General features: G+C 67.2%; 25 protein-coding genes. 6 read left to right on the top strand and 19 right to left on the bottom strand.

Annotated elements, in window-relative coordinates; genetic code table 11:
- Window positions 1-77: 77 nt before the first annotated feature.
- The 9 genes from ahbB (J2P76_RS18625) to J2P76_RS18585 are packed head-to-tail and all read right to left on the bottom strand — an operon-like array spanning window position 78 to window position 6,760.
- Complete coding sequence (ahbB, locus tag J2P76_RS18625; RefSeq protein ID WP_207409346.1) at window positions 78-599, bottom strand: siroheme decarboxylase subunit beta; 522 nt, start codon at window positions 597-599, stop codon at window positions 78-80.
- Entirely contained in the window at window positions 574-1,017 is a 444-nt protein-coding gene (locus tag J2P76_RS18620; RefSeq protein ID WP_207409345.1) for an Lrp/AsnC family transcriptional regulator, read from the bottom strand. Before J2P76_RS18620 ends, ahbB (J2P76_RS18625) begins: the two co-directional genes overlap by 26 nt.
- The gene (gene ahbB / locus J2P76_RS18615; protein ID WP_207409344.1) at window positions 1,010-1,519 is read right to left on the bottom strand and encodes a siroheme decarboxylase subunit beta; all 510 of its coding nucleotides are present in this window, start codon (window positions 1,517-1,519) and stop codon (window positions 1,010-1,012) included. The genes J2P76_RS18620 and ahbB (J2P76_RS18615) overlap by 8 nt, the downstream gene beginning before the upstream one ends.
- Window positions 1,516-1,992: an Lrp/AsnC family transcriptional regulator gene (locus tag J2P76_RS18610; RefSeq protein WP_207409343.1), complete on the bottom strand. Its 477-nt coding sequence runs from the start codon at window positions 1,990-1,992 to the stop codon at window positions 1,516-1,518. The genes ahbB (J2P76_RS18615) and J2P76_RS18610 overlap by 4 nt, the downstream gene beginning before the upstream one ends.
- On the bottom strand, window positions 1,976-3,151 hold the full coding sequence (locus J2P76_RS18605; protein ID WP_207409342.1) for a cytochrome D1 domain-containing protein: 1,176 nt from the start codon (window positions 3,149-3,151) through the stop codon (window positions 1,976-1,978). The genes J2P76_RS18610 and J2P76_RS18605 overlap by 17 nt, the downstream gene beginning before the upstream one ends.
- Entirely contained in the window at window positions 3,148-3,510 is a 363-nt protein-coding gene (locus J2P76_RS18600) for a c-type cytochrome (protein WP_207409341.1), read from the bottom strand. Before J2P76_RS18600 ends, J2P76_RS18605 begins: the two co-directional genes overlap by 4 nt.
- A 5-nt stretch (window positions 3,511-3,515) precedes the next feature.
- Window positions 3,516-4,391: an ethylbenzene dehydrogenase-related protein gene (locus J2P76_RS18595; RefSeq protein ID WP_207409340.1), complete on the bottom strand. Its 876-nt coding sequence runs from the start codon at window positions 4,389-4,391 to the stop codon at window positions 3,516-3,518.
- 33 nt (window positions 4,392-4,424) lie between these two features.
- Window positions 4,425-5,018 carry a cytochrome c3 family protein gene (locus J2P76_RS18590; RefSeq protein WP_207409339.1) on the bottom strand — a complete coding sequence of 198 codons (594 nt, stop codon included), beginning with the start codon at window positions 5,016-5,018 and terminating at the stop codon, window positions 4,425-4,427.
- 59 nt (window positions 5,019-5,077) lie between these two features.
- Window positions 5,078-6,760, bottom strand: a complete 1,683-nt coding sequence (locus J2P76_RS18585) for a cytochrome D1 domain-containing protein (protein ID WP_207409338.1) — start codon at window positions 6,758-6,760, stop codon at window positions 5,078-5,080.
- 244 nt (window positions 6,761-7,004) lie between these two features.
- Here J2P76_RS18585 and J2P76_RS18580 point away from each other — a divergent pair, with 244 nt between their 5' ends.
- The 6 genes from J2P76_RS18580 (at window position 7,005) to J2P76_RS18555 (ending at window position 12,535) form a co-directional block, all read left to right on the top strand.
- Complete coding sequence (locus tag J2P76_RS18580) at window positions 7,005-7,820, top strand: CbbQ/NirQ/NorQ/GpvN family protein (RefSeq protein WP_207409337.1); 816 nt, start codon at window positions 7,005-7,007, stop codon at window positions 7,818-7,820.
- Complete coding sequence (locus J2P76_RS18575; RefSeq protein ID WP_242697613.1) at window positions 7,804-8,394, top strand: cytochrome c oxidase subunit 3; 591 nt, start codon at window positions 7,804-7,806, stop codon at window positions 8,392-8,394. The genes J2P76_RS18580 and J2P76_RS18575 overlap by 17 nt, the downstream gene beginning before the upstream one ends.
- The gene (locus tag J2P76_RS18570) at window positions 8,391-8,651 is read left to right on the top strand and encodes a cytochrome C oxidase subunit IV family protein (RefSeq protein ID WP_207409336.1); all 261 of its coding nucleotides are present in this window, start codon (window positions 8,391-8,393) and stop codon (window positions 8,649-8,651) included. The genes J2P76_RS18575 and J2P76_RS18570 overlap by 4 nt, the downstream gene beginning before the upstream one ends.
- Before the next feature lie 111 nt (window positions 8,652-8,762).
- A complete protein-coding gene (locus J2P76_RS18565; protein ID WP_207409335.1) occupies window positions 8,763-9,203 on the top strand; it encodes a c-type cytochrome in 441 nt (146 codons plus the stop codon).
- Window positions 9,204-9,206: 3 nt separating this feature from the next.
- Window positions 9,207-10,625 carry a cbb3-type cytochrome c oxidase subunit I gene (locus tag J2P76_RS18560; protein ID WP_207409334.1) on the top strand — a complete coding sequence of 473 codons (1,419 nt, stop codon included), beginning with the start codon at window positions 9,207-9,209 and terminating at the stop codon, window positions 10,623-10,625.
- 74 nt (window positions 10,626-10,699) lie between these two features.
- On the top strand, window positions 10,700-12,535 hold the full coding sequence (locus J2P76_RS18555) for a nitric oxide reductase activation protein NorD (RefSeq protein WP_207409333.1): 1,836 nt from the start codon (window positions 10,700-10,702) through the stop codon (window positions 12,533-12,535).
- Between the two features lie 487 nt (window positions 12,536-13,022).
- Here J2P76_RS18555 and J2P76_RS23765 read toward each other — a convergent pair whose 3' ends face one another.
- The 10 genes from J2P76_RS23765 to J2P76_RS18510 all read right to left on the bottom strand — a co-directional run bounded on the left by J2P76_RS23765 (window position 13,023) and on the right by J2P76_RS18510 (window position 25,434).
- The gene (locus tag J2P76_RS23765; RefSeq protein WP_278253183.1) at window positions 13,023-13,148 is read right to left on the bottom strand and encodes a hypothetical protein; all 126 of its coding nucleotides are present in this window, start codon (window positions 13,146-13,148) and stop codon (window positions 13,023-13,025) included.
- 81 nt (window positions 13,149-13,229) lie between these two features.
- Window positions 13,230-13,910, bottom strand: a complete 681-nt coding sequence (locus tag J2P76_RS18550) for a Crp/Fnr family transcriptional regulator (protein WP_207409332.1) — start codon at window positions 13,908-13,910, stop codon at window positions 13,230-13,232.
- Between the two features lie 35 nt (window positions 13,911-13,945).
- Window positions 13,946-14,941, bottom strand: coding sequence for an NAD(P)-dependent oxidoreductase (locus tag J2P76_RS18545; RefSeq protein WP_207409331.1), 996 nt, complete (start codon window positions 14,939-14,941; stop codon window positions 13,946-13,948).
- A 150-nt stretch (window positions 14,942-15,091) separates the two neighbouring features.
- Window positions 15,092-17,023, bottom strand: coding sequence for a DUF945 family protein (locus J2P76_RS18540; protein WP_207409330.1), 1,932 nt, complete (start codon window positions 17,021-17,023; stop codon window positions 15,092-15,094).
- 156 nt (window positions 17,024-17,179) lie between these two features.
- On the bottom strand, window positions 17,180-18,655 hold the full coding sequence (locus J2P76_RS18535) for a M81 family metallopeptidase (RefSeq protein ID WP_207409329.1): 1,476 nt from the start codon (window positions 18,653-18,655) through the stop codon (window positions 17,180-17,182).
- A 35-nt stretch (window positions 18,656-18,690) separates the two neighbouring features.
- Complete coding sequence (locus J2P76_RS18530) at window positions 18,691-20,412, bottom strand: ABC transporter ATP-binding protein (RefSeq protein WP_242697612.1); 1,722 nt, start codon at window positions 20,410-20,412, stop codon at window positions 18,691-18,693.
- 4 nt (window positions 20,413-20,416) lie between these two features.
- Window positions 20,417-21,316, bottom strand: a complete 900-nt coding sequence (locus tag J2P76_RS18525) for an ABC transporter permease (protein ID WP_207409328.1) — start codon at window positions 21,314-21,316, stop codon at window positions 20,417-20,419.
- 1 nt (window position 21,317) lies between these two features.
- Window positions 21,318-22,259: an ABC transporter permease gene (locus J2P76_RS18520; protein ID WP_207409327.1), complete on the bottom strand. Its 942-nt coding sequence runs from the start codon at window positions 22,257-22,259 to the stop codon at window positions 21,318-21,320.
- Between the two features lie 15 nt (window positions 22,260-22,274).
- Entirely contained in the window at window positions 22,275-23,840 is a 1,566-nt protein-coding gene (locus tag J2P76_RS18515) for an ABC transporter substrate-binding protein (protein ID WP_207409326.1), read from the bottom strand.
- 82 nt (window positions 23,841-23,922) lie between these two features.
- Complete coding sequence (locus tag J2P76_RS18510; RefSeq protein ID WP_207409325.1) at window positions 23,923-25,434, bottom strand: M81 family metallopeptidase; 1,512 nt, start codon at window positions 25,432-25,434, stop codon at window positions 23,923-23,925.
- Window positions 25,435-25,667 lie beyond the last annotated feature (233 nt).

Raw genomic sequence — 25,667 nt, 5'->3', positions numbered from 1 at the left:
GGTTCAGCATCGCCGAGACGCGCGGCGCACGCCTTGACCGTGGACAATAAGATTCGGTACCCCACGGCCTGTTTGCGTTAAAGGGCGTTCTGCGAGGGCCGGGTATCGGGTGGCAGGCGCAGGCCGGTTTTCTTCAGAATGCGGGTGCTGACCAGCATGTCGTCGGCGACCGCGGCGCGCCCGAGCAAGAGACGGATGTGCCCGCGATACTGCTCGATTTCGGCGGCGCTGCGGCCATGCACCATGGCGAACAGGTTGTAGCGCCAGGCCCGGCGGCGCGGCCGCCGGTAGCAATGGCTGACGAAAGGCAGCGCGCCCACCTGCAGGCCGAGCCGGTCGATTTTTTCGTCGTCGACATCCCAGACGGTCATGCCGTTGTGCACGTAGCCCAGGCGGTAGTGGTTGGGTACCGCGGCAATACGGCGTATGGCGCCGGCGGCGTGCAGGCGGCGCAGCAGGGCCAGCACGGCGCCGCGGCTGAGGCCAAGCTGCGCGCCCAGCCAGGCCCAGGGGTCGGCCACCAGCGGCAGGCCGGCTTCGGTAAGCTGGATCAGCCGCTGGGCCAGGCAGGCGTCAGACGGGGAAATGCAGGCCGACATGATAGGTTTGCTCTTTGGGCAGGTTGAGCACGGCGAGCCCGGTGTGTTCTTCGATGTGCTGGATGGCGCGGGCGATGTCGCGCGGCGCGCGGCACGCCAGCACGAACCACATGTTCCAAGTGTGTTCGCGCAGGTAGTTGTGCGCCACTTCGGGCATGCCGGCAAGCACGCCGGCGACTTCATCGATGCGCGATGGCGGCACGCACAGCGCGGCCAGCGTGAAGGCGCCCCCCAGGGGTTCGACATCGAACAGGGGGCCGAAGCGGGTCAGCGTGCCGTCGTCCAGCCAGGCCTTCACCCGGGCGCGCAGCTGGCGCGCGGGCACGCCGAGCTCGGCGCCGATGGCATCCCAGGGCCGGGGCACCAGCGGCAGGCCATGCTGCAGGCGGTTCAGCAGGCATCGGTCGAGTTCATCCATGATGGCTTCCCAGCGCGTAGCGGCCGCCGCCTTGCTTGAAAGCCTGCTCGCTGAACAGCAGGCGGTGCGGCAGGTGGCTCAGGCCCGTCCGCCGCAGCAGCAGGCCGACATGCTGGCGCACGGCTTCGCGCTGGCGGCCGTGCACCATGCAGAACAGGTTGTACGGCCAGTCGGGCAGCCTGCGGGGGCGCTGATAGCAAAGATTGACGCCGGGCGCGGCACCCAGTTGCCGGCCGGCCTGGTCCACCTGGCGGTCGGGCACGTCGATGACCAGCATGGCGTTGGCGCGAAAGCCCAGGGCGCGGTGGTTGAGCACCAGGCCAATGCGGCGGAACAGGCCGTCGTCGTTCCAGCGCCGCACCTGGCCCAGCACCGCGTCTTCGGTGGCGCCGATCTGGTCCGCCAGGCGCAGATAGGGCCGCGTGTCCAGCGGCAGGCCGGCTTCGAGCAGGCGGCGCAGTTGCAACGCCTGGGCGGGCGCCAGGGCCGGGGCATGGGTCATGCCGGAGCCTCCAGCGGGAAGCCGAGATCGATGCGGTGGGCCCGGACCATGGGCAGGTCGAGCGGCGCCTGGCCGGTGTCGGCGGCGATTTCAGCCAGGATCTGGTCGATGCGGGCCCGGTGGGGCGCCGTGATGACGAACCAGAGGTTGTAGCGATGGCTGCGCAGGTAGTTGTGGTTGACTTCGGAATACTGGTTGATGCGGGCGGCCACGCGGTCGACATCATGCGGCGCCAGGGCCAGGGCCGCCAGGGTGCTGGCGCCGGCCTGGCGATGCTCGAAGACGGGGCCGACGCGGTTCAGGATGCCGGTTTCCTGCAGGCGGCGCAGGCAGTCGAGCAACTGCCGTTCGCCGCATCCCAGGGCCTGCGCCATGGCCTGGTAGGGCCGCGCACACAGCGGCATGCCGTGCTGGTAGGCATTCGCAGCCCGCAGTGCCAGTTCGTCGAGCATCGTTTCACAGGCCGGTTGCATGGGCTCTGCTGGTGAAGAAGATGCCGCTGGGGCTGGCCGCCGGCAGCGTGGCCGTGCGTTCCAGTGTGTAGGGGTTCCATATCTGGATTTCCCCGCTGTCGCGCACCGACATCCAGAGCTGGTCGCCGCGCGCCGTGAATTCCATGTGCAGCACGGCCGGGCCGGGTTTCAGCGTGGCGATGACGCGCAAGGTTTCGGTGTCGATGACCTGCACCACATCGTTGTCGGGATGCGCGAAATTCACCCATACCTGGCGTCCGTCGGGGCGGGCCATGACGAACACGGGCTGTCCCGCCACGTCGATGGCGGCGGTCTGCTGCCAGGCGCCGGTGTCCATGACCAGCACCTGGTGGTGTCCGACGGCCGGCACGAAAGTCTGGCTGCCCGCGACGGTCCAGCCTTCCAGGTGCGGCATCTTGTACACCGGAAGCCTGCGTTCGCCGCGCCCGTAGTGGCCGAGCACGCGCCGCACGCCACGCTCGGGGTGCCACAGGTCCAGCTGCGCCATGCCGTCTTCGCCGAACAGGCCGGCCAGGTAATAGCGGCCGTCAGGCGTCAGCAGGGCGTCATAGGGCTGGTTGCCGATGCCGGTATGGCGGGTGACCAGCGGTTCGCCGGCGCCGCTGAAGTCAGCCACCCAGATTTCGCCGGTGTCGAACAGGCTGTAGATAAAGCGCTGGCCGGGGGCATCGGCCACGCCGATCACGCGTGATCGGCGTTCGGTGCCGGGCACCATGGTGGCCGGAATATCGGCCACCTGCGCCAGCGTGCGCGCGTCGAACACCTTGACCCCGCCAGGTTCGTAGTTGCCCACGGCGATCAGGGTGCCGTCCTGGCTGATGGCGCCGCCGATGCTGTTGCCGCCTTGCACGACGCGCCGCTCGATGCGCCGCGCCAGCAGATCGACCTTGGTCAGGCCGCCGTCGCGGCCGAACACGTAGGCATAGCGCTGGTCGCGTGAAAACACCACCGAGGCGTGCGACAGGTCGCCCAGGCCTTGCACGCGGCCCAGGCTGGTACGGCCAGTACTTTCGACAATTTGCAGGCTGCCGGTGGCGCGTTCGACCACGACGCCAAGGTCGCCGGTGCCGCGCGGCGCAGGCTGTGCGCAGCCGCCCAGCAGCAGGCCGGACAGTAAAAGCAGCAGGGGGCGCATCATGGTGGGGAAGATCCTTGCAGAAGGCGGTCGGCCAGCCAGGCGATATCTTGTTGGTCGAGCAGGGCATCCCAGTTGGGCATGGGGGTGCCCGGGCGGCCGTGCGTGATGGTGGCGACCAGCAGCTCGCGTGGTTTGCCGGCCAGGGCCTGGCGCGTCAGCGGCGGCCCCAGGCCGCCGGTCAGGCGCAGGCCGTGGCATGACCCGCAATCCTGGCGCAGCAGATGTTCGAGCTGGCCCTGCCGCAGGCTGCCCGGCTCGGCGTGGGCGGCGCCCAGCAAGACGCAGGCCGCCAGGATGCCAGCCAGTCCGGTTGCGGGGTAGCGGGTGCGCGCCACGGGCCGAATGGTGGGTAAACGCATGCTGCCTACTGGCGAACCGCGGTAATGTCGGCCGTGGCGCCGATGCCCAGGTGGTAGCCCAGCGACACGTGGTGATAGCGGCCGGCGCTGTGGTCATCGTGGATGGCCATGCCGAAGTTGTAGGTCTTGCCCGGTTCGAGCAGCACATCACCCGTGCCGCCCGCAAGCTTGCGCGTGAATTCCACCGTCCAGGTATCGCCGTCGAGCTTGCCCTGCGCCTCTGTCAGGGCCTGGCCGCCTTCCATGACGCGCGCCTCGGCGACGTGGCCGTCGTAGGCTTTGTTTTCGCCACTGCGCCATTGGTTCAGATCGTAGAAAACGCCGTTGGCCGGCGAGCCACCCTTGACATATTTGGTTCGGGTGTCGGCGGCGCCCGGCATGGTGCGGGCGTCGGCGTGGCAGGCACCCCAGCAGCCGCCGGCCTCGGCCAGTGGAACCTTGCCGCCCGCTTCGAGCATGTAGGCGAGCTTGACGGGGTTGTCGGCGTCCATCGGGGCGGCGCCCGAGCCCTTGGGCTGCGTCCAGCTGAAACGCAGGTACAGGTTCTGGTCGTCGTGGGTGGCCTGGACCTTGACCTTGATGTAGGACGCCTTGCCGGCAATGGGGCTGGGCTCGAGCTTCTTGCCGCTGGCGATCAGCTGGCCCATGTTGGCGACTTCTTCCGAATGGCAGTCGAGGCAGGTTTCGCCCTTTTTCAGGGCACGCGCGCCGCCGTGCTCGGTGCCCTTGGTGATCCATTCCACTGCCGAGATACCAGGGTAGAACAGAGTGACCTCGGTGGCTTGCACGGTGTTCCAGTCGGCCGGGGCGGCGGCCTGGACGGCGCTGGCCGCCAGGGCGAGCGCGGCGCCGGCAGCGCCGCCAAGCAAGGTGTTCTTCATGCTGGGTTCCTTTTCGTTCAGTGAGGCGGGCCGCTATTCTTCGTCTTCTTCGGTCATGCCTTGCGGTTTGTGGTGCGCGATGCCTTTGTGGCAGTCGATGCAGGTCATGTTGTCTGCGGCGGCCGTGGCATGCTGCTTGCGGGCGCGCTGCTTCTGCGAGTCGCTGTTCATGCTTTCCAGGCTGTGGCAGTTGCGGCATTCGCGGGAATCGGAGGCCTTCATGCGCCGCCATTCGTGGCGGGCCAGTTCGAGCCGCTTGGCCTCGAATTTCTCGCGGGTGTCGATGGTGCCCACCAGCTTGCCCCACAGTTCTTTCGATGCCTGGACCTTGCGGACCATTTTGTAGGTCCAGTCTTTGGGCACGTGGCAGTCGGGGCAGGTGGCGCGCACGCCCGTGCGATTGCTGTAGTGGATGGTTTCTTTGTATTCGGGATAGACGTTGTCGCGCATTTCGTGGCAGGAAATGCAGAACGCCTCGGTGTTGGTGGCTTCCAGGGCGGTGTTGAACCCGCCCCAGAAAATGATGCCCAGCGCCATTCCCGCCAGCAGCAGGAAGCCGACCGAGTACCTTGCGCTGGGGCGCCGCAACAGGGCGCCGAAGCCCTTCTTGCCGTTGGTGTATGTCATGTGATGGCCTGGGCGGTTCCCCGCGACAGGGAACCGCCGACGAGTGGAGGCGGCGTGGATCAGTAGACGTCGTGCATGGTGTTGTAGACGTTGAACTTGCCGGTGGGGGTGACCACGGCCGGATCCGTAATGACCTGCTTGAGTTTCAAGGTCTTGTCGTCGTAGATCACGATGGCGGACTGGTCGGCCTTGCCGCCCCAAAGCGAGATCCAGACCTCGTTGCCCGCCTCGTTGTATTCGGGCTGCACGGCGCGGCGGATGGCCTTGCTTTCAGGCAGCCCGGAATCCTTGGCCACGTTGAGCTGCACGGGCGCCTTGGACAGGTCGTCGAGGCTGAACACGTATACCGATTCGGCGATTTCGCGTTCGGGGTTCATGGGGGCATCGGCCCAGAAGTGCCTGGACTTCGGATGGGTCTTGACGAACAGGTTGCCGGCGCCCGGCATCTTCAGTTCTTGCACGACCTTCCAGTTGTGCTGCTTGAACTTGGCGTGCTCGGGTTTCTCGGAAGCGGTGGAGATCAGCGACACCACGTCGTCGCCCAGGTGGCCCGTGGCCCAGACGGGGCCGAACTGCTTGTGCACGAAGTTGGCGCCGCGGCCCGGATGGGGGATCTTGGCGGTATCGACCAGCGCCGCGAGCTTGCCGGTCTTGGTGTCGGCCACGGCGACCTTGTTCGAGGCGTTGGCGGCCACCATGAAGTAGCGCCCGGATGCGTCCCAGCCGCCGTCGTGCAGGAACTTGGCCGATTCGATGGCGGTGGTTTTCAGATTATGCAGGTCGGTATAGTCGACCAGCAGGATCTGCCCGGTTTCTTTCACGTTGACCACCCATTCGGGCTTTTGCAGCGAGGCCACGATGGACGCCACGCGGGGCTCGGGGTGGTAGTCGCCGTCGACCGTATTGCCGCGGGTGGACACGATCTTGATGGGCTCGAGCGTTTCGCCGTCCATGATGGAGTACTGGGGCGGCCAGTACGTGCCGCCGATCAGGTATTTGTCTTCGTAGCCCTTGAACTTGGACACGTCGACCGAGCGCGCGTCGGAACCCAGACGCACGGTGGCCACGGTGGTGGGTTCTTCGAACCACATGTCGATGATGGTGGTAAGCCCGTCTCGGCCCACCGTGTATACATACCGGCCCGAGGCGGACAGGCGCGAGATGTGCACCGCGTAGCCGGTGTCGAGGATCTTCCAGATCTTGTGGGTGTCGCCGTCGACCAGGGCCAGCTTGCCGGCGTCGCGCAGCGTGATGGCGAACACGTTCTTCAGGTTGATCTTGTTGAGCTGCTTCTTGGGGCGTTCGGACACGGGGACGATGAGCTTCCAGCTGTCTTTCATGTCCTGCAGCGAGAATTCTGGCGGCACGTCGGGCGTTTGCTGGATGTAGCGCGCCATCAGGTTGATTTCCTGGTCGGTCAGGATGTCGTCGTAGTTGACCATCCCGCCTTCGGTGCCGTAGGCAATGATGTTTTCCAGCCGCTTGGTGCCGAGCTGCAGCGTGCCGCCTTCGGTCTTGGCGCCGCCGGCGTCGGTGTGGGTCCAGTGGGGTTCCAGGTTCTTGCCCGTGGCGCCCTTGCGCAGCACGCCGTGACAGCCGGCGCAGCGCTCGAAATAGATTTGCTTGGCAACCTCTTTTTCGTCGTCGGTCATGGCCGGCGCATTGGCCTGGGCGCCTGCCGCGCCCAGCAGCGAGACGCTGGCGATGAGGCCTGCCAACAGGGTTTTCTTGGGACTGGTCATGGGTACTTCTCCTTAAGGAGTCGCTGGCCGCGGCCCCCGGGACCGCCGCGCTTGTGGGTAATGGGTGAAACGCTGGACTCTCGGGCGGATCGTACTCACGGCCCGCTGGCGGCATGCTTGACTGCGGTCAATTGAATGGGCGCGGCGTTGACTGCAATCAAGAGCGGCCGCCGGATGGCTTGAGAACCCATGTTTCGCACAGGTAAGGTCGTTTTTGATTTACGACATAAACAAAGGAATTCGCATGACTCTTTCCGCAGTGGCCGGGCCTGCCGGCGCAGCGCCCGATGCGCCTTACTACCGGCCCCTGGGCAACGAGGCGCAATTGTTCGAGCGGGCGTGGCGCCACGGCATGCCCGTACTGGTGAAGGGGCCTACCGGCTGCGGCAAGACCCGCTTTGTGCAGCACATGGCGCATCGCCTGGGCTTGCCGCTGTATACCGTGGCCTGCCACGACGATCTCAGCGCCACCGATCTGGTCGGGCGCCACCTGATCGGCGCCGCGGGAACGTGGTGGCAAGACGGCCCGCTGACCCGCGCCGTGCGCGAAGGGGGCATCTGCTACCTGGATGAAATCGTCGAGGCCCGGCAAGACACCGCGGTGGTGCTGCACCCCCTGGCCGACGACCGCCGCGAGCTGTATATCGAGCGCACGGGCGAAACCCTGCGGGCCCCGCCCGGGTTCATGCTGGTGGTGTCGTACAACCCCGGCTACCAGAATCTGCTGAAAGGCATGAAGCCCAGCACGCGCCAGCGGTTCGTGGCATTGCGCTTCGGCTATCCGCCGCCGGCCGAAGAATGCGCCGTCGTGGCGGCCGAGGCGCGGGTCGACGACGCTCTTGCGGCTCGCGTGGTCGAGCTGGGGCAGGCGCTGCGCCGGCTCGAGCACCACGATCTCGAAGAAGTGGCCTCGACCCGCCTGCTGATATTCGCCGCCCGCATGATCCGCGACGGCATGCCGCCGCGCGAGGCCTGCCTGGCCTGCCTGGCCGAGCCGCTATCGGATGATCCCCAGACGGTGGCCGCGCTGATGGATGTGGTCGATGTCCACTTCGCCTGAGGCCGGGCTGCCCGCCGGGCCGCGCCTGCCGGGCGACCTGGCGATGTGGTTCTTCATCCTGGCCGAGCTGGCGGTGTTCGGCATCCTGATTCTTGCTTTTGTCGTCGCCCAGGCAATGCAGGCCGAGCGCTTCCAGGCCGGCCGCCAGGCGCTGGACGCCTCGACCGGCCTGGCCCTGACCCTGAGCCTGCTGACCGCGGGCTGGTGCGCCGCCCAGGCGCTGGCCAGGGTGCGGCTGGGGCGCGGCGGCGCCAGCCCGCTGTTGTGCATGGCGCTGGCCGCGGCGTCCTGCTACGTGGTCTTCAAGCTGGCCGAATACAGCCACCTGGCCGGGCTCGGCCTGGGGCTGGAACACGATACTTTCTTCACGCTGTACTGGATACTGACCGGGTTCCATTTTCTGCACGTGCTGCTGGGCATGCTGATACTGGGATGGCTGGCGTGGCGCTGCCGCGCCGGCGCATACGGGCCGGGGCGCAGCGCCGGCATGGAATCCGGCGTGCTGTACTGGCACATGGTCGATCTGGTCTGGGTGCTGTTGTTTCCCGTGGTGTATTTGCTGGGGCCGGCATGAACGAGACCTTGCGCCTGCTGTGCTACTGGATCGGGCTGGCACTGCTGACGGCCGCCACGGTAAGCATCGCCGGGGGCGCGCGGCCGCCATGGCCGCAGCTGGGCGTCATTGCCCTGGCGGTGGCCAAGGCATGGCTGATCATCGACGGCTTCATGGAACTGCGCCGTGCGCCGCGCGCCTGGCGCCTGCTGTTGCTGGCCTGGCCATTCGCCATGGCGGCGGGGGTGCTGCTGGCCGGCTATCTGCCAGGGCGCTGAGGCGGCCGGCCCGGTCTCGCGGCGACTACTTTTGTTTCTTGATTGCAGTCAAGCAGGGCCGGCAGCCTCGCTTCCTAGAATGAAGTCCACCTGAAACCAAGTGGAACCATCATGCCGGAAACCTTTACCAAGGGCATGGCCAGGAATATCTACTTCGGGGGAAGCGTGTTCTTCATCCTGATATTCCTGGCCCTGACTTTCCATACCGAAAAGCAATTTCCCGAACGCACCAACCAAGACCAGATGACCGAGGCCGTGGTGCGCGGCAAGCTGGTCTGGGAACAGAACAACTGTGTCGGCTGCCACACCATCCTGGGCGAAGGCGCCTACTTTGCCCCCGAACTGGGCAATGTGTACGAACGCCGCGGCGGCGACCAGGACTTCCACTCGTTCCTGCGCGCCTGGATGAGCGCCCAGCCGCTGGGCGTGCCAGGGCGCCGCGCCATGCCGCAGTTCCGCCTTTCCGAGGGGCAGGTCGACGACCTGGCCGAGTTCCTGAAATGGACCTCGAAAATCAACAACTACAACTGGCCTCCCAACCGTGAGGGCTGAACCATGACCGCCGCCAATCCGCATCTCAAGTTCGCCTCGCAGGCCGTTGCGAAGCCCTATTTCGTGTTCGCCCTCATCCTGTTCGCGGGGCAGATCCTGTTCGGCCTGATCATGGGCCTGCAATACGTGGTGGGCGATTTCCTGTTCCCGCTCATCCCGTTCAACGTCGCGCGCATGGTGCATACCAACCTGCTCATCGTGTGGCTGCTGTTCGGTTTCATGGGCGCCGCCTACTACCTGATACCCGAAGAAGCCGATCGCGAGCTGCACAGCCCGCGGCTGGCGCTGGTGCTGTTCTGGGTGTTCGCCGTGGCCGGCGTGCTGACCATCCTGGGCTACCTGCTGCTGCCCTATGCCGGGCTGGCCGCCCTGACGGGCAACGACGTGCTGCCCACCATGGGGCGCGAATTCCTCGAGCAGCCCACCATCACCAAGGCGGGTATCGTGGTGGTGGCCCTGGGGTTCCTGTACAACATCGGCATGACCCTGCTCAAGGGCCGAAAAACCGCCATCAGCATGGTCATGATGACCGGCCTGATCGGCCTGGCGGTGCTGTTCCTGTTCTCGTTCTACAACCCCGAAAACCTGTCGCGCGACAAGTTCTACTGGTGGTGGGTGGTGCATCTGTGGGTCGAGGGCGTATGGGAACTGATCATGGGTTCCATGCTGGCCTTCGTCCTGATCAAAATCACCGGCGTCGACCGCGAGGTCGTCGAGAAATGGCTGTATGTCATCATCGGCATGGCGCTCATCACCGGCATCATCGGCACCGGCCACCATTATTTCTGGATCGGCGCGCCGGGCGTGTGGCTGTGGCTGGGCTCGATATTCTCGGCCCTGGAACCGCTGCCGTTCTTCGCCATGGTGCTGTTCGCCTGGAACATGATGAACCGGCGCCGGCGCCAGCATCCCAACCGCGCCGCTTCATACTGGGCCATCGGCACCACGGTCACGGCGTTCCTGGGCGCGGGCGTGTGGGGCTTCCTGCATACCCTGGCGCCGGTGAACTACTACACCCACGGCACGCAGATCACCGCGGCGCACGGCCACCTGGCGTTCTACGGCGCCTACGTGATGATCGTGCTGACCATGATCTCGTACGCCATGCCGCGCCTGCGCGGCCTGGGCGAGGCGCCGTCCGCCCAGGCGCAGCGCATGGAACTGTGGGGCTTCTGGCTGATGACGCTGTCGATGCTTGCCATCACGCTGCTGCTTACCGCGGCCGGCGTGGTGCAGGTCTGGCTGCAGCGCCTGCCGGCCGATGCGGGCGCCATGTCCTTCATGAACACCATGGAGCAGCTGTCGCTGTTCTTCTGGCTGCGCCTGGCAGCCGGGGTGGGGTTCCTGGCAGGCCTGGTGTGCTACCTGCTCAGCTTCCGCCAGCGCGGCGCGATCATGCCGCAGGCCGCGGCCAGCGCCTGAGGCGGCCATCCGCAGGCAAACGGCCCGGCGCATCGGCGCGGGGCCGTTTTTCATTTGACGAACCGGGGGCATGTTTGAGTTTCGAGCTGGAAGAATGGGTGGGCGGGTTCTGGCACAGGTTCATCACACGCCAGGCCAGCCATGAATTTCCCGCCGCGCGCGTGCTGCTGGCCGACATGCAGCGCAGCCTGGCGGTGCTGTTCCGCGCCATGGGCGGCGCCGGCGGCATTGCCCTTGAAACCGCCGACCCGCGCACCCTGACGCTGCGGCGCAATCTGCTGCAGCGCGTCGCCGGCGCGGGCCGGCACGGCGCGCTGGCGTGGCGCGATGCCGATACCCTGCGCCTGCCCGGCCAGTTGGCGGTGTATGCCGACGCCGCGCTCAACGCCGAACTGTATCGCTGGCTGGCGCTGCTGGCCGGGCAGGCCGGCCGCATGCGCCATTGGGGCCGCGACAACCAGCGCTGGACGCACGCTTTGCTGCAGCGCTACCCGGCCTTGCGCCCCCGCTATCGGCGGCTGGTCGAGGCGCATCTGCGCCTGCGCCCGGAGCCGGCCGCATTGCGGCGCGACGAGGCCGCGCTGGAACACGCCGTGCGGCAGGCGTTGCACGAGCCCGGCAGCCTTGTCGATTTCCCGCGCAGCGAGCGCGCGCCGTGGCCCGTGCCGTTGTGGCTGTACCCGCCCCAGCAGGCCGGCCTGCCGCAAGCGGCCGAGCTCGACAGCGGGCCTGAAGACGGGCAGCAGCCCGCCGCCGATGCGCGCACGGCGGCGCGCAAGCGCGCCACGCGGGTCGATGACCATTCCGGCAAAGACGGCCTGTTGCTGATACGCCTGGAAAACCTGTTCAGCTGGTCCGAGCACGTCGACCTGGACCGGCGCGGCGACGACAGCGAAAACCCCGATGCCGCGCGCGCGGCCGAAGACCTGGACGAACTGGCAATGTCGCGGCGGCGCATGCGCCAGGGCGGCGGGCTGAAACTGGACCTGGACCTGCCGCCCGCCGATGTCGACGACTTGCCCCTGAGCGACCCCTTGGCCCTGCCCGAATGGGACTACCGCCGCCAGCACCTGCAAGACAACTTCGTGCAGGTGCAGATGATGGCGCCGCGCCAGTCCGAGCCGGCGGCGCTGCCGGCCCGCCTGGCGCCGCTGGCCAGGCGCCTGCGCCGGCAGTTCGAAAATTTGCGCAGCGATCGCCAGTGGCTGCGCCAGCAGCCGCTGGGTTCCGAGCTAGACATGCAGGCCTGGATCGATTTCCAGGTCGAGCGCCACCATGGGCATTGCGCCGAGCGCGGCTGGTTTCTCGAGCGCCGGCAAACCCGGCGCGACCTGGCCTGCCTGCTGCTGGCCGACTTGTCGATGTCCACCGACGCTCACCTCGACGATGAACACCGTGTCATCGACGTCATCGGCGACAGTCTGCTGCTGTTCGGCGAGGCGCTGTCGGCAGTGGGCGACCCGTTCGCGCTGTACGGGTTTTCCTCGCTGCGGCGCCAGCAGGTACGCATGCTGGAACTGAAAACATTCCGCCAGCGCTATGGCGACGAAACGCGCGGCCGCATCCAGGCGCTGCGGCCCGGCTACTACACCCGCATGGGCGCCGCGCTGCGGCAGGCCACGCGGCTGCTGGCCGCCAGCCCGCGCCGGCGCAAGTTGCTGCTGCTGGTAACCGACGGCAAGCCCAACGACCTGGACCGCTACGAAGGCCGCTACGGCGTCGAAGATACGCGCCAGGCCGTCATCGAGGCGCGCCGCCAGGGGCTGCTGCCGTTCTGCATCACCATCGATCGCGAGGCCGGCGGCTATCTGCCCTATATGTTCGGCGCGCACGGGTACACCCTGATACGCCAGCCGCAGCAGTTGCCCTACCGGCTGCCCCAGCTGTACCGCCAGCTGACGCAGCCTTAGCACGGCGAGCAGCGGTGTCTGGTTCCGTCAGGTGCCAGACACCGAAGTGTGCAGCGATTTTCTCAACAGCACGGTGTCTGACATCAGAGGTATCAGACACCCATGGCGCTACCTTAAGGCCGATCCGGTGATTTCCTGGCTATTGGCCTCGTGTACCTGTGGATATTCCGTTTTGGGGTTTGCGTTCTAGCCCCGTCCCGCGTCGTGCGGGCCAGCGGTGTCGGCGCNGCGCCGACACCGCTGGCCCGCACGACGCGGGACTGCGATAGTTGAATTCGAACCGCCGCTCAGCACCCGTATCGCAGGATCGGCCAGCTTATCCAGGTGCCTGACACCCTGCGGGAGTCAGACACCTGGCGACGGCCCACGGAGCCCGATACCGGGGCGAAGCCCCTCAAAACGCCGTCTTTCGCCTTAAGGTAGCGCCATGGGTATCAGACACCTGGCGGTGCGGTGTGGGGGAAGTGCGCAGGGCTACATAGCGGGGTTACGTCAAAGTGCGTGGCAGCCAGTAGATCATGATGGCGCAGAACACGGCCAGGCCGGCGCAGAACCACTGGAAGCGCCGCAGGCGGCGCTGGCGGGCGCGTTCGGCCGAGACGGGCAGGGGCATGCCGCAATGCGGGCAATCGTGGGCGCCGGTTGGGGCGGCGCGCTGGCAGTACAGGCAATCGGACATGGCAGAGCGTGCGGATTATTCGAAAAGTTCCAGGCGCTGGCTGTTCAGCACGCAGATATGGTTGCCGCGCTGGGTGATGATGCCTTCGTCGATCAGGTGGCGGATGATGCGCGAGAAGGTTTCAGGCTGGATCGACAGGTGGCCCGCAACCAGCCGCTTGGCCATGGGCAGCTCGAAGCTGTCGCAGTCGGGGTGCCGCGCCAGCTGGGTGAGCAGGTAGCGCACCACGCGGTGGGTGGCGTTCTTCAGGGACAGGGTTTCGATTTCGTTGATGCGCTGGTGCAGCCGGATGCAGAGCTTGCCCAGCAGGGCGAAGGTCAGCTTGCTGTTGTTCTGCAGCAGTTCCATATAGGTGCTGTTGGAAAACCGGTACAGCTGCGAAGGCGCGATGGCCTGCGCCGACGCCACGTAGTCGGGGGTGTCCATCAGCATCATGGCTTCGGCGAAGGTCTGGCGGCCGCCGATCACGTCGAAGACTTTTTCCTGGCCGTCCGGCGTCAGGCGATAGATTTTTACCGTGCCGGCGATCACAAAGTAGAAGGCATGGGCGGGTTCGCCCTGGTGGAACAGTTTTTCGCCCTTGTCGACATTGAGCAGCCGGGCCGTTTCCAGCAGGGTGTCGAGTTGCGCTTCGCTCAAGGGCTCGAACAGATGGTGGCTGCGAAGGATCTGGTGATGGACGCGGTGGGGCTGCATGGTGGAATGGGCGGTAAGTGTGGAGGGCCGATGCTTCAGGCGGGCGCTGGCGCCGCCAGGCTGTCGACGCCCGGCACTACCTGGAACGGGATGCCGTGCGCCGCCAGGGCATCGAGCGCGCCGCCGTGTTCATGGGCGGCGGCATTGCCGGCCACCAGCAGCAGTACCCGCTTGCCCTGCCGGGCCAGTTCGATGAGTTGCAGGCTGCAGCAGGGGGCGGTGCCGGCGGCGGGCGGGCGCGGCGCGATGCGGTCGGCGTCGCGGCGGCACAGGTCGACGATGGACGACGGGATGCAGGGGCTGCTGAGCACGATATCGGCCTGTTGCATCAGCCGCAGGGCGCGAAAGGTGAGCAGGTCGGGGTCGCCCGGGCCAGCGCCTACCCAGTAGACCTCGCCCGATGCCTGCGGGGCCGGGCCCGCCAGCCGGGCTTCGAGCAGGCGCCGCGCCAGTTCGGGCTGGCCGGCGAGCAGGGCTTCGGCAACCGGACCCTGGAAAATGTCTTCCCAGAACAGGCGGCGCTGCTGCACGCTGGGCAGCAGCGACTTGACGCGGCCGCGGAACTGCCTGGCCAGGCTGGCCAGCTGGCCGTAGCGGGCGGGCAGCCGGGTTTCGATCTGGGCGCGCGCCAGCCGGGCCAGCACCGGGGCGTGGCCGCCGCTGCCGACCGCCACCACCAGCGGCGAACGATCGACGATGGCGGGAAACAGGGCGCTGCACAGGCTGGGAGAATCCACCACATTGACCGGGATGCCGCGCGCCTGGGCCTGCGCCGATACGGCGGCGTTGAGCGCGGCCTGGTCGGTGGCGGCGACCGCCAGCGCGACGCCGTCGAGGTCGGTGGGGGCGTAGGCGCGCTGGCGCATTTCGGCGGCCAGGGCAGGAATCTGGGGGTGCACGCGCGGGGCTACCACGCGCAGCAAGGCGCCGGCGCTGTAAAGCAGCCGCGCCTTGCGCAATGCCACGTCGCCGCCGCCGACAAGCAGGACGGCGCGGCCTCGCAGGGAGTGGAACAGGGGAAGGAATTCCATGGCGCGCTTGGCGTCGCGCCGGGGGATGCCGGCCGGTGTGGCCGGCCGCGATGCGCGACGCCGAAAAGTTTACGGCGCGCGCTGGCGCAAAGTATTCACCATGCAAGCGAACACTTTGCGAAAAATCATATCAATGCAAATCAGACTGTCTTAGCGCGGCGCGCTGGCCAGTGTTTCGGCAAATTGCGGTACTGAAGCCAGGAAGGTCTTGACCAGGAAGTCCGCGCCGTTGTCGCCGATGCCGCCGTAGGCGTTCACGTCCATTTCCAGCACTGCCTGGTTGTCGGTATCCAGGTAGGCGCGGGTCCAGCGGTTGCGGACGTTCCAGTCGTTCAGCAGCTTCAGCGGCACGGGCTGTTTCGATGCAAAGCTGGCGCGCAGCAGCAGGTCGGAGCAGGCGCTTTCGATGTCGCAGTCGTTGAACTCGACGCGCAGGCCTGCCGCGCCGCTGTCGCCCGGCTCGATCTCTATCAGCGGATATCCCTGCGCGGTAGCGCCGATTTCGTACGCGAAACCGGCCTCGTCCAGAATGTCGCCCACCAGGGCCGGATCGAGCGAGCTGAGCATGCCGCCGTCGGCGGCGGACATCTCGTCTTCGCCGTCGCCGCCCAGGCCGCCCAGCAGGTTGCCGAAGAGTTCGTCAGCGGGGATCTCGTTGCCGTTCAGGTTGGCCTTGCCGTCGGCGTACTGGAAAGAGGCCACGAGCTTGTCGCCGTCGTTCTTGCCGAGGTTCAGCATTTCGGCCATGCCGGCCAGCGAGCGCACCTGGTCGTCGGCTTCGGCGGACGCCTGCTGCGCGTCCAGGCCCTGGCCCTGCATGTACTGGGCGATCAGGTCCTGCGCCATGGGCTTGGACAGCGCGACCTTTACGTCGATGCCCTTGATGGCTTGCTGCACGATGGCCTGCAGGTTGTCGGCGGCCGGCGGGGCGGCGTCCAGCGCCGCGGGCTTGGCCAGGTCGATCGCCACTGAAAGGCGGCTTTCACCCTTGGCGGTCTGCCACAAGACCGGATCCAGGCGCATCGACGGATTGCCGGCCAGCAGCTGGCGGCCCAGCTGCAGCAGGGCCTGGCGCCGCTCGTCGGTAAGCGCGGCATCGGCCGTGCTGCCCTCGCCGACTTCCTGGACGATCTGGTTGTAGAGTTTGGACAGGTCGTTGACGGCTTTGCCGTCCAGGCGCTCGAGCTTCAGGTTTGCCTGGCCCTTGCCGAAGTCCTTGCCGTTGACCTGGATCTGGCCGATGCGATAGCCGGCTTCCAGGTTCAGGTTGCTGCCGCTTTCGGCCAGCACGGCCGTATAGCCCAGCCCTTGCAGGGCTACCTGGGTTTCCGTGTCCAGGTCCTGGATGTCGATGCGTTCGACCTGCGCGCTCGAGCTGCCCACCCCCAGGCCGAACTGGCCCATGCGGGTATCCACGTCGAACACCAGGCCCGCGAGGTTCAGCTTGACCGGCTGGTCGCTTTTGCTGGCGTCCAGCGCCACTTGGTCGATCGTCACACGGCCGATCGAGTTCTGGGTGGAGCGGATGTAGCGGCCTTCGGCATGTGCGCCGCTGAATTTCAGGACGTCGCCGTCTTTGCTGAATTCGATGGGCGCCAGGCCGGCGGTGCCGGTGGAATCGCCGTTATACGAGACGATGGTGTCGCTCCACAGGGGCGTGGCGCCTTTGGTCAGCTCGAACAGCGGCTTGAGGTCGTCATTGGCGGCCAGTTCGGCGTGCACGAAGGCGAGCGCGGGCATCAGGTGGCCGCGAGCGAGGGCGTCTTTGGGGAAGGGGCCGTGCTGGATGCGGGACACGAACTCGGCGGTGCCCTGGGGCAGGTCTTCCGGACCGTCCGGCCCTTTGACCAGCGAGACGCCGTAGCGGGCCTGGCTGGTGAAGAAATGGCGTTCGTAGCCGATCTGCTTGATGGTGACGCCGAACCCCATGCCCGACAGTGCGTCGGCCAGTTTCTGGTTCACTTCTTCCAGGCGGGCCGGCGCTTCGGCCTCGATGCGCTTGCCGGTGTACCAGGTGGCGCCCAGCCAGCCCGCCGCCAGCACAATGACCACTCCTGCCGTGATCCCCACTGCCTTTTTCATCGTGTCGTCCAACTTGAGTTATGGATACGGTCCGGACAGCGGCGCAAGGGCCGGCGGACCGGGGCGAGCCCCGCCCGCGGCGAGTATAACGATGCGCGAAGTTGCGGTCTCTTCGTCTGAGTTACCAGTCGTTTCGACTGACGACAAAACTACAACTCATAGCGGGTCCAGCGGGTAGATGGGCCGCCGCACGTGCTTGAATTCGACCTGGCTGTAGTCGGACGTGGTGACACCCACGCCGGTGCAGGCGATGATGTCGGTGGCCATGTCCGCGAAACCCGCACGCCAGTGCACGCGGCTTTTCAGCGCCACATAGCGTTTTTGCAGTGGGTCGATGCCGGCCGATAGCAGGCAGTTGATGTCGAAGGGCTCTTGGTGGCGCGAGACGACCACGATTTGCACGCGGCCGGTATCGAACACTACGGTCAGGCCGGTGTCGTTGCGCACGCCGCGGTACATGGGCCCGCGGTTCAGATACACGCCGTCGAATACCAGCTTGACCCGCCCGGCGACCGACAGCGGCTGGCTTTGCTGTTTCAGGGCGGGCATGGACACCTTGCCGCCCAGGGCCAGGGTGATGTCGGCGCCCACGCCGGCGGCCGCGGCCTGCTGCGCGGCCTGCGGATCGCACAGCGCGTAGAACGCCACGTTGTCGAGCTCTTGCCGCAGGATCTCGGCCAGCACGGCGGTGGTGTCCATGGTGCCGCCCGAGCCGGTGTTGTCGAAATGGTCGAGCAGGATCACCGGGCCGCGCTCGATGGCCTTGGCGCGGGCGATGGCGGGGGCCAGCGGCTCGCAGTGGAACACCCATTGTTCGCGGCCGTTCCAGGCGGCGTCGAGCAATTCGTCGCGATAGCGCTCGGCCGACGGCAGGTCGCCGTCGGTGCAGATGACCGCGCTGAGGCCGGCTTCGCGGATATCGGCGTGCGGGAAGCCCACGAATACCGAGGCCGCCAGCACGCCCTGCGATTCCAGCGCCCGGCAGCGGTCTTGCAGCGATTTGTTGGGGTCGGCATGCGTGCCCTGGCACATGATGTGCGGCAGCATGGGCTTGTTGGCCCAGGCCATGACGGGGCGGATTTCCTTTTTCAGCGTGCGGGCGATGGTGTCGGCCGCGCGCACGCCGCTGGCGCGGATGTCCACGTGGGGATAGGTGTGAAAGCCGGTGACGACGGTGGCATGCTTGACGATGTCGTCGTAGATATTGGCATGCATGTCCAGCGTGACGCCCACCGGGGTGTCGGGATCGATTTCACGCAGGCGGCGCAGCAGGTTGCCTTCGGCGTCTTCGACGCCTTCGGCCACCATGGCGCCGTGCAGGTCGAGCAGAATGGCGTCATAGCCGCCGCGCCGCACCTCGTCGAGCACCAGCTGGCACAGGCGTTCATAGGTGCCCGTGTCGGTGGGGGCGCTGGGCCAGGATTCGGCCGCCACCGGCACGACGATCTCGGCGCCCTCGCGGCGCGCGATCTCGATATAGCCGCCCAGCCCGCTATCGGTGTTTTCGTACGCGCGAATGGCGCGCTCGCCCGCCAGGATCTCGGGATTGCCGCGGAAGAAGCGCTCCAGCGGCGTCGCCACCGGCGAAAACGTATTGGTCTCGTGCTTGATCATCGCCAGCAGCCAACGCATGATGTCGTGCTCCAAGTGGGTTCAATACATCGATGTCAGGCACCTTCGGAGCCTGGCGCCTGGGGGGGCAGGGGGAAGCGCGCAGCGCTTCGGGGGTGGGTCTCATCCAGCGGCCGGAAGTTGCGGAAATCCCAGCCGCGCCCAGGCGCGGCGTCGATCAGGGCGCGGGTGTAGTCGTGCGCGGGCCGGGTCAGCACCACGTCGGCGGCGCCGGTTTCCACCACGGCGCCGCGCTGCATCACCATGATGGTGTCGCAGATCTGCGCCGCCACGCGCAGGTCGTGGGTAATGAACAGCACGCCCACGCCGGTGCGCCGGCGGATTTGCTCGAGCAGTTCGAGCACCTGCGCCTGCACCGAGACATCCAGCGCGGAAACGGCCTCGTCGGCTACCAGCACTTCGGGTTCCATGACCAGGGCGCGCGCAATGCAGATGCGCTGCCGCTGCCCCCCCGAAAACTGGTGCGGATAGCGCTCCATGGCGTCGGCGCCCAGCCCCACCACGCGCAGGGTTTCGGCGGCCCGCGCCAGCGCGCGTTCGCGCGATTCGCCGAAATTCAGCAGTCCTTCGATGATGGAATCGCCCACTTTGCGGCGCGGATTGAGCGACCGGTAGGGGTCCTGGAAGACGATCTGGATGCGGCGGCGCACCGGCCGCAGGGCCGCGCCCGACAGGGTGGAGATGTCGTCGCCGCCGATCAGCATGCTGCCGGCCGAGGGCTCGATAAGCCGCAGGATGCAGCGCGCCACGGTGGATTTGCCCGAGCCGGATTCGCCCACGATGCCCAGGATCTCGCCCTTGCGCAATACCAGGTTGACGTCGTTGGCGGCCTGCACCGAGCGGGCGCCGCCGCTCCAGAATGAGCGTTTGTCGGTGTAGATGCGGCCCAGGCCGCGCACGCGCAGCACCGGGTCGCCGGCCGGCGCGTCGCGCCGCACCGGAACCAGGCTGGGCACCGACGATACCAGCCGGCGCGTGTAGCTTTGCCGGGGGCGCGCCAGGATGTCGCTGCGCGTGCCGGTTTCGATCAGGTCGCCGCGGTTCATCACGACGATGCGGTCGGCGATCTCGGCCACCACGCCGAAGTCGTGCGTGATGAACAGGACGGCGGTGCGGTGCCTGACCTGCAGTTCCTTGATCAGGGCCAGGATCTGCTTTTGCGTGGTGACGTCCAGCGCCGTGGTGGGCTCGTCGGCGATCAGCAGGCGCGGTTCCAGAATGAGCGCCATAGCGATGACGATGCGCTGGCGCTGCCCGCCGGACAGCTGATGCGGATAGGAATCGTAGATGCGCTCGACATCGGGCAGGTGCACCGAACGGAACATGTCCAGCACCTTGGCGCGGCGCGCGGCGCGCGCCATGCGGCGGTGCAGCCGCAGGACTTCGTCGACCTGGCGGCCCACGGTATGCACCGGGTTGAGCGCCGTCATGGGTTCCTGGAAAACCATGGCCATGCGGGTGGCGCGCAGTTCGCGCAGGCGCCGCGGCGAGGCGCTGATGACGTCTTCGCCTTCGACGCGCACGGCACCGCTGGGCAGCAGAACCCCGGGCGGCAGCAGGCCCATGACGGCCAGCGAGCTGACCGATTTGCCCGAGCCGGACTCGCCCACCACGCAGACGGTTTCGCCGGCGTGGACGTCCAGGCTGAGGTTGCGTACGACCCGGTTGCCGGCGCCGGCCACTTCGACCGACAGGTTGCGGATGGCCAGCACGGCGTCGGTGGTGTCGCCAGCGGGGGGATGGGGGGAATAGGCCATGGCGTCAGATCCTTCGCGCCATCTTGGGGTCGAGCGCGTCGCGCAGCGCATCGCCCAGGATGTTGACGCTGAGCACGGTCAGCGACAAGAACAGGCCGGGAAACAGGATCAGGCCCGGCAGCATGCGGAAGTACATGCGTCCTTCGGACATGATGTTGCCCCAGGAAGGGATCTCGGGCGGGATGCCCGCGCCCAGGAAGCTGAGAATGGCTTCGGTGAGCATGGCGGACGCGAACACATACGTGCCCTGCACGGTCAGGGGCGCCACGGTGCTGGGCACCATGTGGCGCCACAGCAGCAGCGGCAGCGGCGTGCCCAGCGCCAATGCGGCCTCGACGTAGGGCTCGCCGCGCACGCTGAGGATCTGTCCGCGCACCAGCCGCACCACGCGCGGGATTTCGGGGATGGTGATGGCCACCAGCACGGTGGCCAGGCTGGCGCCGGTTACCGACACCAGCGCGATGGCCAGCAGAATGCCGGGAATCGCCATGATGGCGTCCATGACGCGCATGATGGGGCCGTCGAGCGAGCGGAACCAGCCCGCCACCAGGCCGATGGCCAGGCCCGCCGCGACGCTGATCACGGCCGCGCCCAGCCCGGCGGTGAGCGACACGCGCGCCCCGTACACCACGCGCGACCAGACATCGCGCCCGAAGGCGTCGGTGCCCAGCAGAAAGCCGCCGAAGGGCGGCTTCAGGCGGCTGCCGGGGTCGAGGGCGGTGGGGTTGACCGTGCCCAGCCACGGGGCCAGCAGCGCGGCGGCCACGATCAGCAGCAGCACGACCAGCGCCAGCAGCACCGGCCAGCTTTTCAGCGAGTGGCGCACGCGGCGCCAGGCCGTGGCGCGCGGGTCGCCGCGCAGCGCGTCGGCAGCTTGGGCAATGGCGTCGGATTGCGTGGCCATGTCAGTACCTGATGCGCGGGTCGAACAGCGTGTAGGCGCAGTCGACGACCAGATTGATGAAAACGTAGACGAATGCGAAGAACAGCGTCAGCCCCTGGATGACGGGGTAGTCGCGCGCCAGCACGGCCTCGACCACCAGCCGCCCCAGCCCCGGGATGTTGAACACGGATTCGGTGACCACCACCCCGCTGATGAGCAGGGCGATGCCCACGCCGACCACCGTGGCGATGGGCACCGCGGCATTGCGCAGCGCATGCCCCAGCAGCACGCCGGTTTCGCCCAGGCCCTTGGCGCGCGCGGTGCGGATGAAGTCTTCGCCCATGACTTCGATGACGCTGGTGCGCGTGATGCGGGCGATCAGCGCCACGTAGATGGAGGACAGCGCCAGCGACGGCAGGATCAGCCGGTGCAGGAAGGGCCAGAAACCGGCCGACAGGGGGGTGTAGCCCTGCACCTTGAACCAGTCGAGTTCGATGGCGAAGGCCCAGATCAGCAGGTAGGCGGTGACGAACACCGGCACCGAGAAGCCCAGCACCGAAAAGCCCATGACGACGCGGTCGAGCAGCCGCCCCTGGCGCCAGGCGGCCAGGATGCCGAGCGGGATGGCGACGATCAGGGTGAACACCAGGGTCAGCAGTGCAAGGCTGAGAGAGGGTTCGAGCCGCTGGCCGATGAGCTGGCGGACCGGCACGCCCGACATCAGCGAGGTGCCGATGTCGCCCTGCACCAGCCGCCCGGCCCACAGGAAGAACTGCTTGAACAGGGGCTGGTCCAGCCCCATGACCTGGCGGATCTGGTCGATGCGTTCGGGCGTGGCGCCATCGCCGGCCATGATGACCGCCGGGTCGCCCGGGCTGAGGCGCACGATGGCGAACACGACCACGGCCACCAGCACCAGCACGGGCAGGGTGGCCAGCAGTCGGCGCAGGATGAAGGCCAGCATTTGCGGTTTCCCTGGCTACGGCGCTTTCTTGACGTTCCAGAACGCCATCACGGGCGCGTGCACCAGCCCGCTGAGCTTGACCGAATACGCCGTGGGCACCGACATCTGCCCCAGCGGCACGTACAGGCCTTCGTCGATGCCGATGCGCTGCACTTCATCGGCGATTTTCTTTTGTTCGGCCGGATCGGAGGTCAGGGCGAACTTGGTGCGCAGGGCTTCGATCTGGGGGAAGTCGGGCCAGCCGAACCAGGCGTTGTCGCCGCTGGCCGCGGCGGGCGCCGACCGCAGCGGGTCCATGATGTCGGTGGCGTACCAGTTGGTGTTGTGGATGTTCCAGCCGCCGGCATCGGGGGCCGCCTTCGAGGCGCGGCGGGTGGCCACGGTCTGCCAGTCCATGGCGGCCAGGTTCACGTTGAAGCCGGCCTTGCGCAGGGCCTGCGCCATGACGACGGGCTGCGGGCTGAGCGTGCCGACGTCGGTGGCGTGCATAACCAGGATGGGCGTGTTGTCGTAGCCGGCTTCTTTCAGCAGCGCCTTGGCCTTTTCGATATTGGACGGCACCACCACGTCTTTGCCGATATCGCTTTCGAACGGCGTGCCGCAGCCCCACAGCGAAGCGCAGGTCTGGTAGTACTTTGGATTGCCCACCAGCGCCTTCATGACGTCTTCCTGGCCGATGGCGTACATGGCGGCCTGGCGGATTTTCTTGTTGTTGAAGGGCGGGTACTTGAAGTTGAAGCGGTACATCGTGAAGTAGCCGACCGGGCTGAGCGACTCGACCTTGAAGTCGGAGTTGCCGTCGAGCATGGGCAGCAGGTCGTACGGGAACTGCTCGACGTAGTCGATTTCGCCGCCCATCAGCGCATTGGCGGTGGTCAGGGCGTCGGGCATGACGTTCCAGACGACCTTGTCGACATTGACCACCTTGCCGCCGGCCATGCCGCTGGCGGGTTCCTTGCGCGGCACGTAGTCGGTGTTCTTGACGTACACCGTGACCACGCCGGGCTTGAACTCGGCCACCTTGAAGGGGCCCGAGCCGGTCATGTCGGTGATGGGCTTGCCCACCGGAATGTCGGCGATGCGCTTGGGCATCATGAAGGCGGCCGTGCCGGTGGGCTTGGACAGGGCGCGCAGCGCCAGGTCGGTGGGCTCGGTCATGACGATGCGGAAGGTGTTGTCGTCGACCACGTCGATGCTGGCCACGAATTTCAGCAGGGTGCGGCCCATGCCGTCGCCGGCCGCCCAGCGCTTGATCGAGGCCACGCAGTCTTCGGCCTTGACCGGCTTGCCGTCGTGCCATTTGAGGCCCGGACGCAGCGTCATGGTGTAGGTTTTGCCGTCGGGCGAGACTTCCCATTTGTCGAGCATCTGCGGCTGGATCTTGTTGTTGGCGTCGACGGCCAGCAGGGTGTCGTAGATCATGTAGCCATGCCAGGTGGTGATGTATGCGGTGGTGGCATGGGGATCGGTGAGGCGCAGCGGTGAATGCATGACCGCCCGGATGACGGTTTCTGCGTGCGCGCCGCCTGCTGCCATGAGCGCTGCACCGGCCAACAGGGCCGCACGAACAAGCTTCAGCATGGAAATTCCCCTTTCAGTCGATGGGACGGCGGTGGGTGCCGCCGCGGTAGCTGGCGCGCCGCCTGCCGCGGCGCGCCGAGGGTCAGGCGGTGGCCGGGCGGGCCGGAAAAGCCGGGCCGCAAGGTGCCATTCTGATGCCGTGGCGCAGCCGTGTCCATGGCTGCTGGGCGGCATCCATCAACATCGACCCGGGCGCCGCGCAGACCAGGATGGCATGGGCGATGTCGGTGAAGTCGGCGCGGAAGTGCGCCGAGCTCTTGAGCACCAGGATGGCCTGGCGGGTGGGTTCGATGCCGGCGAAGCGGAACATTTCCTGGTCGGCCATCTGGACCTTGTTCGAGGCCACCACGATGCGCACGCCGTCCAGGCGCAGGCAGGCGCTGGGGCCGAGGTCCATGTGAAAGCCGCGGTAGAACGCGCCGTGGGTGTCGAAGCGCCCGTCGGAGATTTTCTCGACCAGGTATTCGGCTTCGAGCGGGGCGTCATCGGGAATACCCGAGTGCCCGCCCAGGGCGATCCGGACGGTATTGCCGGCGCCGGCGCGGTGCGCCGCCAGCGCGGCCGCCGGATCGACGATCAGGCCGATGGCCGCATTGGCGGCGCGATGCCGCAGCAGCGCGCGCAGGATGCCGGTGGTGTCGGAGCTGCCGCCGGCGCCGGGGTTGTCTTGCACGTCGGCGATGACAACCGGCCTGGTGCTGTCGCGCGCCATGGCCATGGCGGCCTGCACGGCTTCGTCGGGCGTGTGGATCTTGCCGCCGAAATCGGCCTCGGCGTTGAGCACGGCGCGCGCCATGGCGTCGGCCGTGGCGTCGGCATCGGCCTGGGTGTCGCTGTACGCCCATACCGTGGGCGCGCATTCGGGAAAGTCGGCCGCCGGGAAACCGGTGGCGAACGACAGGCTGATGGCGGTTTCGCGCGTTTCGAGGTCTTCGAGCAGCTTGTACAGGCTGCGCGACGGTTCGATGTCGGTGGACTGCCAGCACAGCGAGATCAGGTAGGGGATGCTGCGCAGGGCGACATACGGGCGCGGCATGCCATGCAGCCGGCGATCGAGCAGCTGCGCCGCGCGCATGCCGGTGTCGGCCATGTCGATGTGCGGATAGGTGCGGTAGCAGACCAGGCTGTCGGCATGCGCCACCATGGCGCGCGTGACGTTGGCGTGCAGGTCGAGGCTGGCCACGATGGGCAGGCTGGGGCCCACCAGCGCGCGCACGCGGCGCAGCAGTTCGCCTTCGCCGTCGTCGAGGTGTTCGGCCACCATGGCGCCATGCAGGTCGAGATAGACGGCATCCAGAGGCAGGGCCTGGCGCAGGCCGTCGAGGATCATGCCACTGATGCGTTCGTAGGCGTCGCGGGTGACGTGGCCGGAAGGGCTGGCCGCCGCCCAGGTAGTGGGCACCAGCGTGTGCTCGCGCATGGCATCGATGAAGCCCGCAACCGGAATATTGGCGCCCGCCACCGCTTCGAACATGGCCGGCCCCGACACCAGCTTGGGCCAGCCGCCGCCCTTGTCGGCGAATTCTTCCCAGGTGGCGCGCGACGGCGCGAAAGTGTTGGTTTCGTGCTGGAACCCGCCTATCCCGATGCGCATCGGAGTGATCCTCTAGGAGCTTGCGTTCGCGTGGAAGAATCCCGGATAGAAGGATTCTGCTGAAGAAATGCGCGTACGGCAATAAGGCTATGCCCGGATCGGGGGGGGGGTTGTGCTACTGGCGTCGCGGGGGTGTGGCGTGACCGCCTTGGCTTCACGGTGCCGTCCGGGCGCCCCGCGCGCCCGGGCCCGGCCCCGAGGCGCCGCGGCGGTCACGCCACACCCCCGCGACT

It is taken from the genome of Bordetella petrii (assembly GCF_017356245.1).
In the GTDB taxonomy this organism is placed as follows: domain Bacteria; phylum Pseudomonadota; class Gammaproteobacteria; order Burkholderiales; family Burkholderiaceae_B; genus Bordetella_A; species Bordetella_A petrii_D.
The sequence above is the reverse complement of the archived record's forward strand: the minus strand, read 5'-3'. Positions and strand labels throughout refer to the sequence as shown.

Excerpts from the sequence above, each read along its gene's own strand:
- J2P76_RS18580 (WP_207409337.1), top strand. The coding sequence starts at position 7,005 with ATGACTCTTTCCGCAGTGGCCGGGCCTGCCGGCGCAGCGCCCGATGCG.
- J2P76_RS18575 (WP_242697613.1), top strand. The coding sequence starts at position 7,804 with ATGTCCACTTCGCCTGAGGCCGGGCTGCCCGCCGGGCCGCGCCTGCCG.
- J2P76_RS18550 (WP_207409332.1), bottom strand. The coding sequence starts at position 13,910 with ATGCAGCCCCACCGCGTCCATCACCAGATCCTTCGCAGCCACCATCTG.
- J2P76_RS18600 (WP_207409341.1), bottom strand. The coding sequence starts at position 3,510 with ATGCGTTTACCCACCATTCGGCCCGTGGCGCGCACCCGCTACCCCGCA.
- J2P76_RS18620 (WP_207409345.1), bottom strand. The coding sequence starts at position 1,017 with ATGGATGAACTCGACCGATGCCTGCTGAACCGCCTGCAGCATGGCCTG.
- J2P76_RS18595 (WP_207409340.1), bottom strand. The coding sequence starts at position 4,391 with ATGAAGAACACCTTGCTTGGCGGCGCTGCCGGCGCCGCGCTCGCCCTG.
- J2P76_RS23765 (WP_278253183.1), bottom strand. The coding sequence starts at position 13,148 with ATGCCCCTGCCCGTCTCGGCCGAACGCGCCCGCCAGCGCCGCCTGCGG.
- J2P76_RS18540 (WP_207409330.1), bottom strand. The coding sequence starts at position 17,023 with ATGAAAAAGGCAGTGGGGATCACGGCAGGAGTGGTCATTGTGCTGGCG.
- J2P76_RS18565 (WP_207409335.1), top strand. The coding sequence starts at position 8,763 with ATGCCGGAAACCTTTACCAAGGGCATGGCCAGGAATATCTACTTCGGG.
- J2P76_RS18570 (WP_207409336.1), top strand. The coding sequence starts at position 8,391 with ATGAACGAGACCTTGCGCCTGCTGTGCTACTGGATCGGGCTGGCACTG.
- J2P76_RS18560 (WP_207409334.1), top strand. The coding sequence starts at position 9,207 with ATGACCGCCGCCAATCCGCATCTCAAGTTCGCCTCGCAGGCCGTTGCG.
- J2P76_RS18585 (WP_207409338.1), bottom strand. The coding sequence starts at position 6,760 with ATGACCAGTCCCAAGAAAACCCTGTTGGCAGGCCTCATCGCCAGCGTC.
- J2P76_RS18520 (WP_207409327.1), bottom strand. The coding sequence starts at position 22,259 with ATGCTGGCCTTCATCCTGCGCCGACTGCTGGCCACCCTGCCCGTGCTG.
- J2P76_RS18525 (WP_207409328.1), bottom strand. The coding sequence starts at position 21,316 with ATGGCCACGCAATCCGACGCCATTGCCCAAGCTGCCGACGCGCTGCGC.
- J2P76_RS18515 (WP_207409326.1), bottom strand. The coding sequence starts at position 23,840 with ATGCTGAAGCTTGTTCGTGCGGCCCTGTTGGCCGGTGCAGCGCTCATG.
- J2P76_RS18610 (WP_207409343.1), bottom strand. The coding sequence starts at position 1,992 with ATGCAACCGGCCTGTGAAACGATGCTCGACGAACTGGCACTGCGGGCT.
- J2P76_RS18605 (WP_207409342.1), bottom strand. The coding sequence starts at position 3,151 with ATGATGCGCCCCCTGCTGCTTTTACTGTCCGGCCTGCTGCTGGGCGGC.
- ahbB (WP_207409346.1), bottom strand. The coding sequence starts at position 599 with ATGTCGGCCTGCATTTCCCCGTCTGACGCCTGCCTGGCCCAGCGGCTG.
- J2P76_RS18590 (WP_207409339.1), bottom strand. The coding sequence starts at position 5,018 with ATGACATACACCAACGGCAAGAAGGGCTTCGGCGCCCTGTTGCGGCGC.
- J2P76_RS18530 (WP_242697612.1), bottom strand. The coding sequence starts at position 20,412 with ATGGCCTATTCCCCCCATCCCCCCGCTGGCGACACCACCGACGCCGTG.
- J2P76_RS18545 (WP_207409331.1), bottom strand. The coding sequence starts at position 14,941 with ATGGAATTCCTTCCCCTGTTCCACTCCCTGCGAGGCCGCGCCGTCCTG.
- J2P76_RS18510 (WP_207409325.1), bottom strand. The coding sequence starts at position 25,434 with ATGCGCATCGGGATAGGCGGGTTCCAGCACGAAACCAACACTTTCGCG.
- J2P76_RS18535 (WP_207409329.1), bottom strand. The coding sequence starts at position 18,655 with ATGCGTTGGCTGCTGGCGATGATCAAGCACGAGACCAATACGTTTTCG.
- ahbB (WP_207409344.1), bottom strand. The coding sequence starts at position 1,519 with ATGACCCATGCCCCGGCCCTGGCGCCCGCCCAGGCGTTGCAACTGCGC.